The following is a 14,275-nucleotide window of genomic DNA, read 5'->3' as shown; positions in this document are numbered from 1 at the left end:
GCACTCAACTTGCTAAAATGCGAAAGGAAATGCCTGAAGTAATGGCCGGGTTTTCCTCTTTAGCGCAAGCTGCAACAAAAGACGGTGCATTAGACAAAAAAACCAAAGAGCTGATTGCTATGGCACTAGCCGTTGCCAATCATTGCCCAGGCTGTATTGGTTTCCATTCACAAACACTGGTGAAATTACAGGCGACACGTGAGGAGTTAATGGAGACTCTGGCAATGGCGGTCTATATGGGCGGCGGACCCTCCTTAATGTATGCGGCAGAAGCATTGGAAGCGTTTGAAGAGTTCAGTGCCTGAGGCAATGCTGGGCTGTCAAGCCCAGCGAACCACGCCATGCCAGCTTAGGAAGGCATTCCCAAAACAGTACTCATATGTTCCATCCTTGCCGTTTTACCCGAAGATGGGACAGCGCTGCCAGTTTGAGGCGTGCCCTGACAAGGAAACGCTTTCATCACCCCAAGCCAGGCGACCTGGGACACGGTCATCTTATTTTTATCGCTTTCCTGACTTGAAATACCGCCATAGGTTTGCACGATAATATTATTCATAGTCATGGCATCCAGCTTTTTGCCTTCAGGCAAACAGAATAACTGCCGCCCCTGGCTTTTAGCCAAATCATTGGCTTGGGTCAGCGTTTCGGCAATGCTTTCGGCAGTAATAATAAGTACATTACGTGCTGATCGCGCCCAGGCTTGCGATTGGGCATCGGCTTTCATTTCCATTTGCGGAATATTATTAGAGATGCTCATGTAGTGATCAATAGTGTCCGCTTTGACCAGGAAAGACAAAGAAGATAACAATAAAAAGAAGTAGATACGCATCTGTTGCTTCCTGTTGAAATAATATAGCAATCGACCAGAACAGAACTCTACAAACTCTTCCCGAAATAATCAAGGCTAATGAGGATAAACCGGCAGGTAGTTAAAATAGTTTTGCAGGCATTCCGAACCACATTCGTCATGCGTATTGTCAAGGCACAGGAAAAAACATTTGGCACCATACTTCTTGGCTTCCCGCATTGCATCGTCCAGGGTTGCGAATGAAGCCATATCCGCTCCTTTGTGCAGATAATCTGTTTTATGATTGGCAACCAACTCAACCAGATACTGGTGTAATTCGGTTGGTGAATAAATAAGTCCAACCGGATTACTTTCCGAAAGCTCTAATATTCCTTCACGTGATAAATTATCCATAGCTGTAATTAAAGTGTATACTTGCTTAAATTATAGCAAAATGAGCCAAACTTTTACAGTTGGCGGAAAATTCCTTCAGTGGCAGATGCGTTTTCTTTGTTCCAGTATGGAGAATACCTCATTATCTCCAATCACAATATGGTCGAGCAACTGGACATCAATTAGACTCAGAGCTTGGCTTAACCGTTCAGTGACGCGATAATCTTGCTGACTGGCCTCGCATAATCCGGATGGATGGTTATGAGCAAGAATAATAGCTGCCGCATTCAGCTTAAGGGCGCGATCCACCAGCGGCCGCGGATGAATTGTTGCGGCATTAATAGTTCCCTGGAATAATTCCTCATACGCGATAACCCGATGCTGGCTATCGAGAAATAAAGCAGCAAAAATTTCGTTTTTTCTATCGCGCAACTGGCGCTTTATATAACGGTAAGTCTGTTGCGTATTATTCAGTTGCAGTTCTTTTTTCAGTGTAATGAATTCACTGCGCAAACAAATCTCGCGCGCAGCCTGTAGTTGTGAATATTTAACCAGTCCAAGACCGGGAATACGCTGGAAGCTGTGTTTATCGGCATTAATAATAGCCCGCAGATCGCCAAACATCCTAAGCAGGTCCTGGGCTAATTGTAAACAGGATCGCTTGCCATTCCCCGAGCTGATAAAAATAGCCAGCAGTTCCGTGTCGGAAAGTTTTTCTGCGCCAATAGTTGCCAGTTTTTCGCGCAGATCCAATGTTTGGGCGCTAAACAAATCTGTCATTCTTATTCCTTTATTGCGAGGTTTGTGTTTTGATCGGGGATTATTCTTATCAAAACTGTTTCAGCATGCAAGATTTTGAAGGTAAAAAAATAGTATTAGGCGTTTGCGGCGGGATTGCTGCGTATAAGTCTGCCTATTTAGTTCGCGAATTGGTTCGCCTTGGAGCAGAAGTGCAGGTCGTAATGACCGAGGCGGCCAAAGCCTTTATTTCCCCAATGACATTTCAAGCCTTAAGCGGCAGGGAAGTGCGGATGGATTTATTCGATCCGCAGGCTGAACGTTCCATGGGACATATTGAATTGGCACGTTGGGCTGATTATTTAATCATTGCGCCGGCAACTGCAAATTTTATTGCTAAGATGGCCCAGGGATTATCAGATGATCTACTTTCCACACTTTATCTGGTTGCCCTCGTACCTGTGCTGGTTTGTCCGGCAATGAACCATAGCATGTGGAAGCATCCGGCTACCCGAGAGAACTGTCAATTGCTGGCTCAACGCGGTGTTGTGTTTGTAGGGCCTGAGGAAGGGGAGCAGGCTTGTGGTGAGTACGGCCCGGGAAGGGTCGCGGAACCCGAGACAATCATCAGCAGCCTTCGTATGCTGAAAGTCCGTAACTGCCTGTCAGGCCAGCGCGTTTTAATCACTGCCGGCCCCACCCGCGAAGCGCTGGATCCTGTCCGGTATATCAGTAATGAAAGCTCCGGGCGAATGGGCTATGCGCTGGCTGAGGCTGCCAGGATGGCGGGGGCTGAAGTTGTTTTAGTCAGTGGCCCTACTGCCTTGCCTTTGCCCGCTCACATTGAATGCCACCGCGTTACTTCTGCAAAAGAGATGTTTGACAAGGTCATGCAACATCTGGAACCAGGTACCTTATTTATTGGATGTGCTGCAGTAGCTGATTATTCACCAGTAACCGTCGTGGCACAGAAAATCAAGAAGCTTCAGCAGGAAAGGCCGGTGATTGAACTGAAGCTGAATCCTGATATCCTAAGCAGCGTTGCGCAAACTGGAAAAGCCGGTCTGGTAATGGGCTTTGCAGCTGAAACGGATAATTTGCTGGAAAACGCCAAACAAAAGCTGAAGAATAAAAAACTGGATCTGATCGTCGCTAATCAGGTGGGGAATGGCTTAGGCTTTGATAGCCTTGAAAATGAGGTGGTGGTTCTCTCGAAAGACAAGGAAATCCATCTGCCTTTGAGCAATAAACAGCGATTAGCGGCCGATATTGTTGCAATCCTGGCGTCAACTCTTCAAAATGTCGCATCATCCGACATTTCTGGAGATTAACCTATGGAACATGCCATTCAACTCAAAATACTGGATCCCCGCCTGGGGCAAACAATTCCCTTGCCCTCTTATGCTACTGAAGGCTCTGCGGGCCTGGATTTAAGGGTTTGTATTGATGAGCCCATGCAGATTGCAGCTGGGGAAACAGTTTTATTGCCCACTGGCTTGTCAATTTACATCGCAGACCCAAAGCTGGCGGCAGTGATTCTGCCACGCTCCGGTTTGGGGCACAAGCATGGAATCGTACTGGGTAATCTGGTAGGGCTTATTGATTCAGATTATCAGGGCGAATTAAAAATTTCCTGCTGGAATCGTAATCAGGAACATTTTACAGTGAATCCTGGGGAGCGGATTGCTCAACTGGTTTTTTTACCCGTTGTCCAGGCCCAGTTCAAATTGGTCGATTCATTTATTGAAACACCGCGCGGTGAAGGTGGTTTTGGCAGTTCAGGGAGAGGCTGATGCCCTATGTTGAAAAAGAAATTAGTCCGCTGGTTTTTCGCGCCTACGATATCCGTGGTGTAATTAATGAAGAGTTCAACGAGGACGCGTTTTATACCATAGGCCGAGCACTTAGCGTACGCATGAAGCAACTGAACCGTACGAGTATTTTTCTTGCCCGTGACGGGCGTTTAACCAGTGAACGCTTGGCAGAGGCCTTAAAATGTGGCCTTTTGGACAGTGGGATTGATGTCATTGAGCTGGGGGCTGTATCCAGTCCCGTCTTATATTATGCCACGCATTTACCGCAGGCTGATTCTGGTCTTATCGTTACTGCCAGCCATAATCCGGCAGAATATAATGGTATAAAAATAGTTCTGGCGGGCAAGACCCTGACCAAATCTGAAATTTTCGAACTGTATCAGATCATTCAGTCCGGGCAGTTTGTTGAAGGCAGGGGAAATAGTTCTTTTCTCGATATTCTCGATTCCTATGCTGATTTGATTGTATCAAACGTCCATGTAATGCGACCCTTCAAAGTGGTTGTTGATTGCGGTAATGGCATTGCCGGACCGCTTGTACCCAAGGTTCTGGAACGTTTGGGCTGCGAAGTGATTCCTTTGCACTGTGATGTAGATGGTCATTTCCCAAATCATCATCCTGATCCGACTGTCGAAGAAAATTTACTGGAGTTGAGGGCTACGGTTAAAAAGCATCAGGCCGATATTGGCCTTGCATTTGACGGCGATGCTGATCGCTTAGGCGTGATTGCCGAATCGGGCGAAATTCTCTGGCCTGATCGTTTAATGATGTTCTATGCCCGGGATTTATTGAAAAAAACAAAAAATGCCACTATTGTGTTTGATGTAAAATGCTCTGCCTTCCTGACACGCATTATTGAGCAGGAAGAGGGGGTAGCGCAAATGTGTCCCACTGGACATTCGATTGTCAAATCAGTTATGGAAGAGAAAGGCGCTATTCTAGCTGGAGAAATGAGCGGGCATCTTTTCTTTAAAGATCGCTGGTTTGGTTTTGATGACGCACTCTACAGTGCCTGCCGCCTGCTGGAACTGCTGAGCCAAAATACGGATAGCGTCAGTCAGCAGTTTATGGAAATTCCGATAAGCGTGAATACGCCGGAAATTAAAATTCCGATGGAAGAAAAAGATAAATTTCTCTTTATGCAGGAGTTTGAAAAAAAAGCGGAATTTCCCAAGGCGCGTGTGATTGGGATTGACGGATTAAGGGTAGAGTTTTCTGATGGCTGGGGTTTATTAAGGGCGTCTAATACGACCCCCTGTTTAATCGCCCGATTTGAAGCAGAAGACGAAAATGCGCTGGAGAAAATTAAAAGCCTGTTTCGTATTCAGATTAATCAGATTAATCCGGCATTGGAATTGCCGTTTTAGTGCTTAAAGCAATTTACGCCCTGCAAGTCAGCCTGCGCTCTGCAAGCCCAGCCTGCGCCCTGCAAGTCAGCCTACTTCCTGCGGCGTGTCCGCAGGATCCAGATTTTAGCGGGGCTGTAGCGAAGCTGCGGCAACTTTTTCTGCATAGATTGTATTGACATGAATAAGGATATTTTATGGACCATGGAAATATCGCCTGGATGCTGACATCCTGTGCTCTGGTCATGCTAATGACACCAGGCCTTGCCTTTTTCTATTCCGGTTTAAGCCCGGTACGGAACACCTTAAACACAATTAAAATGAGCTTTATCTGCTTGGCTGTTATTCCACTTATCTGGGCCATTTTCGGTTATTCACTGGTTTATAGCGGAAGTAATGAATGGATTGGAAATCTTGATTATCTTGGCTTATCACGCTTATTCTCGCCCGGCAATAATAACTTACCTATCCCGGCTCCACTGTTCATGCTATTTCAGATGATGTTTGCGGTTGTCTCACCGGCTATCATTTCCGGCGCATTGGTCGGCAGGATGAAATTCAGCAGCTATGTTTTATTTGTAATATTCTGGACCATTATTGTTTATATTCCTCTCGCGCATTGGGTTTGGGGGAGTAATGGGTGGCTGGCAAGAATTGGTGCCATTGACTTTGCCGGAGGGATCGTCGTACATATCAGCGCAGGATTTTCTGCCCTGGTTGCGGCAATCATGCTTGGGCCCCGAATTGGTTTTTCGCAGCAGAAAAATCGGCCTCATAATATTCCCTTTGTTGTTCTTGGCGCTTCGCTGCTATGGTTCGGATGGTTTGGATTTAATGCAGGATCGGCTATAGCGGCTAATGATTTGGCCATTTGCGCAGCAATTACCACCATGTTGGCTGCCAGTTCTGCAGTGACTACCTGGACTTTATTGTTATGGGTCCGTGGAAATCGACCTTCGGCTGTAGGCGCTTCGGCCGCTGCGGTCATTGGCTTAGTGGCAATAACACCTGCCTCAGGGTTCGTAACGCCCATGGGTGCTATTATCATTGGCAGTATTACCGCCATTATTGCCCAATTTTGTCTGGGCTTTCTGAATCGCTTTGATACGGTTGATGATGCGGCTGATGTTTTTGTTTGCCATGGTATTTCGGGAGTAATCGGCTCAGTATTAACGGGTGTATTTGCTACTGTGACCATGAATCCCTCTGGAAAAGACGGCTTGTTGGCAGGAAATAGCATGCTGATTGTTTATCAGTTAATTGCGGTTGCCGTAGCAATTGCCATTTCAATTATTGGAACGGTGTTAATTCTTTTTGTTCTGAAACGATTAATCAACATCCGGTCAACGCCAGAAGAGGAAATTCAGGGCGTCGATATTATAGAGCACGGCGAGAAAGCGTATGATCATACGCTTTCACCTTAGAAATATAAAATCTACATGTTTTTAAACCCCTGTTCATACGAAACATCAGGGGCATCTCCCTGGTTCTTCATATGAAGTAAATTATTTTTCATATTCCTGCAAGTTTGTGCAGATGTTCCCATCGTGGCTTCAGGCCAGGCATCAGCCGTTTCAGCAATACCTGGAGCAATATAATTTAACCTCGCGATAAATTCATCAATTCCTGGTCTTAACTGCAGGTCGGACTGCAAGGCAGCCTGGATTAACTCTTTCGCCATTTGCCCTTTGGGGGTGTTGAAAATGTCTGCAGAAAAATCCAGGGCCTCAGCCGTATTTTTGATTTCCGGATCACAGGCTGCCAACTGTAATTTCTTTGACCATTCCAATTTGTCTTCACTATTTTGAGCGGTTAATAAATCATACAGCATCACTCCCAGCTGATAGCTGGAAAATTTGTCCATGTTAATCTGAACCTTGAGAGAGAAATCTCTCAGATATTCTGGCGCAGCAAAAGAGTAAGTGGTGTTGGCTTCTTCATATTTTTCTAATGTACCATCGCTTCTTAATGGGCGAATAAATTTGATGTCGGAAACAGCCAGCTGAAGAGAGTCATTTAACAGGAAGTTTTCGGCTTTAATATCGGGATGCCCATAACCTTTTTTAGCTAATAATGCGATAAACTCCGCGACAGCCATTGTTTTTTTCAAGGCGCAGTCAGCCAAATGCTCTGGCTCAGCCATTTCGTTTGCCTGTTGCTGCTGATAATGTGAAAGATCGCCATTCGGGCAGAATTCAGAGACACTGATTACATAATTATTTCCTGTTGGGGAAATTGGCGAAACAGCATGCAAATACTCTTGGGTTAGGAACGTGTTAATCTCTGGATCACTGCGTAAATTATTAATCGTTTTAGGTTTGAAGTCATGGCCATCAGCAAGGCGAATGAGATAGGTTTTCCCGGTTTCAAGATCGGTTGCTGCCCAGTTTTGATTATTGCCCCCTCCCTGCGCACCAAGCCGCCTTATCTCAAATCCAGGTATAATATCCGTCTGGTTTTTGCTCAAGTGGTTTGACAACTCAAGCAGCGCTTTTTCTGTAGCAGCACTGAATCCCAATAGCGCCGCCGCCACTTTTTTTTGTTGCTCATGCTCGTTTTTTTTCTCCTCCAGCCCTTCAAAAAGTTGGTTCATCTCAAAAAGTACGGAATTTAAAAGGGTACGCAGACGTTGCTGTGCAAGAGGCTTATTATTGATGTCCGAATGGTGGTTCAATTGGACAAAAATCTGATTTTTCAAGTTATCGAGGGCATTGTAATATCTGCTTTTCTTTTCCGGGCTGCCCTGATAATCTGCTCGCTGCTGATGGACTGTCTCAAGTAAAGGATTGATTGTCTCATAAAGGGCATTACGCTTTGATAGAAAGTTTCGCGGAGTGGTCTGCTTTGTCCATTGTTTTACAGTAGGTAAGGATGAAGCTTGTTGTGCCAGTTCCAAAATGCTTTTTTCACCCGAAGCTCCCGGTAAAACAGATGCATTAAATTGGGAAAACTCCTGTATTACTGCATTACTGGAATACCAGTTTAAGAAGTTATCAACATCCTTATCAACAAAGTTTGGATCGTGCTGTGTTTGCAGCTCTTCAAAAAGCTGTTCTGAGAGACTATGAATCTGCGCTAAAAGCATGGCCTGTCCCTGGCTGTCGAGTTTCTTTTTATCAAAGTCTCGAATGAGGGTATTGAGGGTATTTATTCCTGACTGTTTTCCAGACGTTACAATTGGTGTGAGCATACCTGCTCCGATTCATTCCCTTAGTCTTAAGTGTAGAATATGGATTGATTTTTGAGGTCTGGGCAGGCATATGATTTCTAATCGGTGAATAATAATTCAAATCGGTTGTCTAGTGAATGCGCAACATCTTTTATCACCCCATCTGCTTCATGAAGATCTCTTAGCGAATATCCGATTGTAATATGAGGATAAAAATGATCGGGATCCCAGGCATTTTTATCACCCCCATTTTTTACGAATTCTTCATAAACCTTCTGGCGAATATTCAATAAATTTTTTGATTTCATAATTATAAAATAAGTCTCTTCTGCTTTTCCCTGAATTTTTGCCACCCCTCTGCCCAAACCCAATACGTCCAAATCGGAGTTCTGTATGTAGTTTTGCAAAGCAATTTCCTCAATTCGGTCAATGCTGAGGTATTTTTTAATAATATAAGTGTATTCCGGAGGTGTTATTACCGTGATATGGGCTTCGCCATCCTTGTTCCAGTCTGTAAAAAATCGCAATGGGTATTGCAAATAGGCAGAGAGTTTATCGCGGATTGATTTGACTGTTGCATATTGAATATTCATTGCAATTGCCGTATCAAAAGGGCCTGATCCCCTATGCGATTCAAATGAAAGATCATCATTGATGTAAATACTTTTTGAAATGGGTATTTGTTCCAGTGCATAGGTACTCATGCTAAGGAGCAGCAAGGCCACGAATGTCATCGCTTTACGTTTTAAATCCAACATCCTGTAATTCATAAAAATCCCTGGTAAATTATTTAATGTATTCCCATTCCCGGCGTTCTGTTTAGTAACAGGTCCCGGCTGTCTCGTGGGGCAAGATCTGCAGCCAGCTTATTACGTTCATTTCTTATATCGGTTCGGGCACCTTTTGCGAGAAGTAATTCAATTATTCCAGTATGGTTTTGTGCAGCAGCCATATGAAGCGGTGTATTCTGTTTTTTATCTTGCCCATTTATAAATTCATGCCAATCAGGCTGGCAATCCAGAACTGCTTTTACTGCCTCTTCATTCCCGCTAGCAACAGCATAATGCAGAATCGACTGATTATTAATAGTTTTATGAGCAAGCAGCGCTTTATTTTTTAACAAAGTCTGATAAATCTTTTTTTGTCCAGCCAGTAAGGCTGCATGGAGAAGTGACTCCCCCGTCTTATTGAATGTTCCAAGAGCGGATGGATTTCGCTGCAGTACTTCAAGTGATTCGTTTTCCATTTGTGCGCGGATCAGATAAAAAACAATATTCTCACCTGAAGTATCCTGTTGTTCATAAACCTGCGGTTCACTGGCAGCTAATAATTCCTGATAGCATTGTTTTCGATTGTTTTGCTTATGACTTTGTAAAGAGAGCATAATAGGCAGTTTACCCGCCTCATTTGCTTGTATTGCTGTCATTTTGAGCTGCAATAGCAGGCGGATAACAGGCAAATGGCCATAAATCGCAGCTAAATGCAGGGCAGAGTTTTTAAAGCTGCTGAGATGCTGCAAGCAAGCCTCTTTGACTTCCTCGCTGCTGTGGGACCAGGCCTGGATCAGAAATCGATCCATACCATTTTTTGCGGCATAGCTAAAGGCAGTTAGAGAGGAATCAGAATCGACTATTTCATCCAGGGTTGTTTTATTTTTTATGCGTTCATAATTTTCATATAAATTTTTAAGGGCTGCGATTGTTTGCTGTGGTTGCAGGTCGCTTTTAATATTTCTGCGAAAATAATTATTGATGGTTTCCAGATCCCGAGCACTTATCCTGTCTGGATCTATATGCAACTGCCGCAAACGCGTTTCCCAACTTGCTGGTCCAAAAAAACCTTTCATAACCATCCTGCCCTTGCCTGAGTTAAACGAAGTATAGTCTATTAATACAATAGCTTAGTTGAACAACCCCAAGCTAAGATGTCTCAATTCATTGTATCCCGCTTTTGCAAAGCTACTAAACGAGTGAGCAGGGGCTTAGCATCCTGTTTTCTACCGGCAAATTCGTCCTGTTTCACCCAGTTAAAATGATATTGCTCTGCCAGTTTTTTTAGGTAATCAAGGTGATGGCTAAAACGGGCAGTCACTTGCAATTGCCAGTCATGCTCGAAACTGATTTCGGTATTGAAAATAAAGTATCCGCCAGCTGCGAGATGCTGGCTAACAAGCGCGAATACTTCGCTTAAATCACCAAAATAGGGCAGTACATCGGCTGCAATAATTAAATCGTAACGCTGTTCATCTTTTTTAAGAAAATGAATGATTTCATCTTCAAAAAGTTGATCATAAATCCCTTTTTCACTTGCTTGAGCAAGCATTTTTTCGGCAATGTCGACGCCAGTAAGCGCTTGGCAGAAAGAACGAATACTTGCACCGGAAAGCCCTGTCCCGCAACCTAAATCCAGTGCGCGGTCGATAATTTGGATATCGAGAAACTTGATTAATTTGCGAATACGCTCAGGTAGGGAATAACTTAAATGCTCCTTTAAATGCTGATCATAATAAAGTGCATAATTATTAAATAAATTGGCCGCATAGTCTGGGGAAGTTTCCGCTTGCTGATGATGCAGCAGAGCGTTAAGCATATGCCGACTTGATTTATCTTCCGGATTCGCAGCCAAGGCCTGATGTAATAATTTTTTTGCCTGCTCTTTATCGTCAAGTCGAAGATAAATGGCCGCCAGATTATTAAGCGCTGCAAAATGCTCAGGCTGCGTTTCAAGAATTTTTTCAAAATGAGCAATGGCCTCATTTAAATGGCCCAAGGCCATCTGCGCAACTCCTGAGTTGTATAAATATTCGCTGTTGTCAGGAAATTGCTGCAGCAATACATCGTAATGCATCAGGGCATTTTCAAACCGATCATGGTGCATGAAGGTTGCTGCCAGATTATTTCGTGCTTCAATGTGCTCATTATCAATAGCCAGTGCGCGGCTGAAATAGTCAACTGCCAGCTGGCCATTATTCTTTTTAAGAGCGACTACACCCAGGTTCGTCAGAGCCTGTACATGGCTGTCGTTTTCCAGCAGCACAGTCTGAAAGGCATGCTCGGCTTCTTCCAGACGATTCGCCTCCAGTTCCAGTACGCCAAGATAAAACTGGGCTTCAAGATGGGAGGGCTCAAGCGCCAGAACATTCTTAAATTGGATTTTAGCGGGGCCTAATTGGTTGTTTTTTAATAACAGTAAACCCAAATTAAAATGCGCCAGGATAAAATCCGGTTCAGCGTGAACCGCCTGGCGATAATGTTCAAGCGCTTGCCGGTATTGTCCCTGCATGGCATAAATACCGGCGAGATTACAGTGGGCCTGTGCATAATTTTTATTATAAGCAATTGCCTGTTGATAATGATAAATAGCTTGATCAAGATCGTGAATATTTTTGTAGGCGTTTCCCAGATTATTCAGCAGGATAGGATTTTCTGGTGTCAGTGTTAGCGCCTGCTTCATATAGAGTACTGCATTCGCCATATCGCCTAATTGTGCATAAGCCATTCCCAAAAATTGCAAGGCACGATCATTTTGAGGGTTTGCGCTGAGCAGCTGTTCATAGAGGGTAATGGCTTGGGGTAGCTGCCCTTCATAATGAAGATTATAAGCTTTTTCAAATAACTCATCGTCGTTCATAGCGGTTTAACCATCAAAATATGCGGAATGCCATCCTCATCAAAGGGCTCGCCCTCGCAGGAAAAACCAAAAGCTTCATAGAAGCGTTTTAAATAGAGCTGTGCATGAATATGAATTATTTTGCCGGCAAAATGGGCTTGTAGATAATTCATGACACCGACTAGCAATTGCTTCCCTAATCCTTTTCCCCGAGCTGCAGTACTGGTAACTATCCTGCCAAAACTCACTATATTAGCATCATAATGCGGTAAAATGCGGGCATAAGCTAACAAAGTCTGGTTTTCCTGAATACAAACATGAAGCGCCTGTTGATCTTTATAATCCAAATCCTGGTAAGGACAATGCTGCTCCACTATAAATATAGCATTTCGTAAGGCCAGAATGTCATATAAGTCCTGAGTGGAAAGTTCATTGAATGGTTTAATGGTGGTGATCACAGAAACTCCTTCAGTTCGTGTTGAAGCTGGGCTAAGGCTTGCCCGCGATGGCTTATGGTATTTTTAAGTTCTGGAGCAAGTTCGGCTGCCGTACAGTGATATTCTGGAATATAAAACACCGGATCATAACCAAAGCCCTTCGTTCCCTTTGGTTCATGAATGATTCTGCCTTTTATCTTGCCATAGGCTAGCAGCGGCACTGGATCGTCTGGCGAGCGGAGCAGGGCGATTGCGCAGAAGAAATAAGCCTGTCGCTGAGCATCAGCAAAATGTTCCATTTTCTCTAGGAGCAGTTGAATATTGTCGCTATCGCTGGCTTCCTCTCCGGCAAATCGCGCTGAATGGATACCCGGCGCGCCGTTTAAGGCCGGTACTACCAGACCTGAATCATCAGCCAAAGCCGGCTTGCCAGATTTTTCGCTGGTATGCCTGGCTTTAATCAGGGCATTTTCAACAAAACTTAAACCCGTTTCTTCCGGGCTTTCAATATTAAAATCAGCCATGCTTAAGCAGTGAAACGGTGCAAGGATAGCTTGAATTTCCTGAATTTTACCCTTGTTTGAGGTCGCCAGAATAATGTCTTTCATAAATTAGCGGTTAATAAGAATACGGTATTTCCAGTATATCAATGCTGTATCTTGCCCGCTAATTCGGACGATAAAAATAATTCCAGTTTCCAACAAAGTTTGGTTCAAATTTGGTATAATGATGTAAATTATGGGCATGCGGGTGAAATCATGGTCAAGATATTTCAAAGTGGGATTATTTCAAAACCGACAAGTAATAGTCAGGCCCAGGATAAAGAAAATGGTTTTGCAGTTGATGAAATACAAGGTGAAAGACTCGAGCAGGAGGATACGTCAATCAGCGAGGTCTATGATCCTCTGGGAGTGCAAAACCTGAACCCGCTTCAAATCGCCCAGCGCCTATGGACTTCCTATCGCTTAATTAATCAGGAGGTTCATAATGAAATGGATTACAGCGGTACCACCGCGGTAACGACCATTTTTAAACAGGATTTTCTGATTTCCGCGTTAACAGGTGATGCAGCAGTCTTTGCCGCAGTACTTAATGAGCGCGGAATATTAGTGAGTCTTTGTCGACTCAATGAACGCACACATAAACCTGATGAAGAGAATGAGTACAATAGGATCATTGAAGCTGGCTCCAGTGTAGTCAATAATCGGGTGCAGGAGCGATTAGCCATATCGCGCGCAATTGGTGATAAGGACGTTAAAGGTGTGATTGCTGATCCTGATGTAATGATCACCTACCTGGGAGATATCCCAATGGAATACACTGTGCTTGTTATCAGCTCCTGTGATGGATTCACCGATGCGGCGGAAACCACTAATCAGAAAATATTCAAAGAGGTTACTGATGATGACTTCGAATTCGGCAGCAAAAGACACCATGAACTATGGCTCTTTATCTGTTTATACTATTTTATGGATGATAGGCCTGGAGCCCTTACACCGCTTGAAATTGCGAGTAAACTCACCCGCCTGGCTATCCAGCATGGTTCTATGGATAACGTGTCCGTGTCAGTACAAATTGCTAAACGGGCTGTCGAGCCCGCGTCATTTTGCGGAATGAACGGGATTTACGATGGTCATGGCGGCAGCGGTGCCTCCCATTATACCGCCGATAATATGGGAGATATGCTAAGGTGGCAGCTTGAAATGTCTGAAATGGAATATACAGCACAATTACATAGCGTTCACACTCAAAAACAGGCTTTCCTGCGTGATAATGAGGAAATAAGTAAAGGGCAGATTTTTAATTTATGTACTGGTGAGTATGAGTACATAAAATATCTCTATAAAGCAGAAAGCTTGGTCAACATTTCGTCCTTGAGAGAGGCATTATTTTGGCATACAGAGGAAGACAATGCTAGCCATATCCCGGCCACGGATATCAATAAGGAACAACCCCCTTTCTAGCTCCTTTAACCTTGGTAG

General features: G+C 44.1%; 15 protein-coding genes. 6 read left to right on the top strand and 9 right to left on the bottom strand.

The features are described 5' to 3' along the window. The first annotated feature begins 17 nt into the window (after window positions 1–17). Complete coding sequence (locus DYH42_RS13530; protein ID WP_058525188.1) at window positions 18–305, top strand: carboxymuconolactone decarboxylase family protein; 288 nt, start codon at window positions 18–20, stop codon at window positions 303–305. Between the two features lie 44 nt (window positions 306–349). Here the strand turns inward: DYH42_RS13530 and DYH42_RS13525 are convergent, their stop codons facing one another. The 3 genes from DYH42_RS13525 to radC all read right to left on the bottom strand — a co-directional run bounded on the left by DYH42_RS13525 (window position 350) and on the right by radC (window position 1,960). Further along, complete coding sequence (locus DYH42_RS13525; RefSeq protein WP_058525079.1) at window positions 350–829, bottom strand: hypothetical protein; 480 nt, start codon at window positions 827–829, stop codon at window positions 350–352. A gap of 75 nt (window positions 830–904) precedes the next feature. Further along, complete coding sequence (locus DYH42_RS13520) at window positions 905–1,201, bottom strand: hypothetical protein (RefSeq protein ID WP_058525078.1); 297 nt, start codon at window positions 1,199–1,201, stop codon at window positions 905–907. A gap of 75 nt (window positions 1,202–1,276) precedes the next feature. Beyond that, window positions 1,277–1,960 (bottom strand): RadC family protein, encoded by a 684-nt coding sequence (gene radC / locus DYH42_RS13515; protein WP_058525077.1) that lies wholly within the window; start codon window positions 1,958–1,960, stop codon window positions 1,277–1,279. A gap of 65 nt (window positions 1,961–2,025) precedes the next feature. Here radC and coaBC point away from each other — a divergent pair, with 65 nt between their 5' ends. From coaBC to DYH42_RS13495, 4 genes are all read left to right on the top strand, one after another. Next, window positions 2,026–3,249, top strand: coding sequence for a bifunctional phosphopantothenoylcysteine decarboxylase/phosphopantothenate--cysteine ligase CoaBC (gene coaBC, locus DYH42_RS13510; protein WP_058525187.1), 1,224 nt, complete (start codon window positions 2,026–2,028; stop codon window positions 3,247–3,249). Window positions 3,250–3,252: 3 nt separating this feature from the next. Next, on the top strand, window positions 3,253–3,711 hold the full coding sequence (dut, locus tag DYH42_RS13505; protein WP_058525076.1) for a dUTP diphosphatase: 459 nt from the start codon (window positions 3,253–3,255) through the stop codon (window positions 3,709–3,711). Then, complete coding sequence (locus DYH42_RS13500; RefSeq protein ID WP_058525075.1) at window positions 3,711–5,099, top strand: phosphomannomutase/phosphoglucomutase; 1,389 nt, start codon at window positions 3,711–3,713, stop codon at window positions 5,097–5,099. Before dut ends, DYH42_RS13500 begins: the two co-directional genes overlap by 1 nt. Before the next feature lie 176 nt (window positions 5,100–5,275). Further along, window positions 5,276–6,502, top strand: a complete 1,227-nt coding sequence (locus tag DYH42_RS13495) for an ammonium transporter (protein ID WP_058525074.1) — start codon at window positions 5,276–5,278, stop codon at window positions 6,500–6,502. A gap of 11 nt (window positions 6,503–6,513) precedes the next feature. Here DYH42_RS13495 and DYH42_RS13490 read toward each other — a convergent pair whose 3' ends face one another. From DYH42_RS13490 to rdgB, 6 genes are all read right to left on the bottom strand, one after another. Next, entirely contained in the window at window positions 6,514–8,268 is a 1,755-nt protein-coding gene (locus DYH42_RS13490; protein WP_058525073.1) for a protein kinase domain-containing protein, read from the bottom strand. A gap of 77 nt (window positions 8,269–8,345) precedes the next feature. After that, a complete protein-coding gene (locus DYH42_RS13485; RefSeq protein ID WP_058525072.1) occupies window positions 8,346–9,017 on the bottom strand; it encodes a hypothetical protein in 672 nt (223 codons plus the stop codon). A gap of 20 nt (window positions 9,018–9,037) precedes the next feature. Then, window positions 9,038–10,093, bottom strand: a complete 1,056-nt coding sequence (locus tag DYH42_RS13480; RefSeq protein WP_058525071.1) for an ankyrin repeat domain-containing protein — start codon at window positions 10,091–10,093, stop codon at window positions 9,038–9,040. 83 nt (window positions 10,094–10,176) lie between these two features. Then, window positions 10,177–11,877: a tetratricopeptide repeat protein gene (locus DYH42_RS13475; protein WP_058525070.1), complete on the bottom strand. Its 1,701-nt coding sequence runs from the start codon at window positions 11,875–11,877 to the stop codon at window positions 10,177–10,179. Beyond that, on the bottom strand, window positions 11,874–12,314 hold the full coding sequence (locus DYH42_RS13470) for a GNAT family N-acetyltransferase (RefSeq protein ID WP_058525069.1): 441 nt from the start codon (window positions 12,312–12,314) through the stop codon (window positions 11,874–11,876). The genes DYH42_RS13475 and DYH42_RS13470 overlap by 4 nt, the downstream gene beginning before the upstream one ends. Next, window positions 12,311–12,901, bottom strand: coding sequence for an RdgB/HAM1 family non-canonical purine NTP pyrophosphatase (gene rdgB / locus DYH42_RS13465; protein WP_058525068.1), 591 nt, complete (start codon window positions 12,899–12,901; stop codon window positions 12,311–12,313). The genes DYH42_RS13470 and rdgB overlap by 4 nt, the downstream gene beginning before the upstream one ends. Before the next feature lie 150 nt (window positions 12,902–13,051). On the opposite strand from rdgB, the gene DYH42_RS13460 reads away from it, so the two are divergent. Then, window positions 13,052–14,257 (top strand): PP2C family serine/threonine-protein phosphatase, encoded by a 1,206-nt coding sequence (locus DYH42_RS13460; RefSeq protein ID WP_131793031.1) that lies wholly within the window; start codon window positions 13,052–13,054, stop codon window positions 14,255–14,257. The last annotated feature ends 18 nt before the right edge of the window (window positions 14,258–14,275 follow it).

Source organism: Legionella birminghamensis (genome assembly GCF_900452515.1).
GTDB lineage: Bacteria > Pseudomonadota > Gammaproteobacteria > Legionellales > Legionellaceae > Legionella_C > Legionella_C birminghamensis.
Note: the sequence above shows the minus strand (reverse complement) of the source record. Positions and strands in the feature narration are given on the sequence as shown.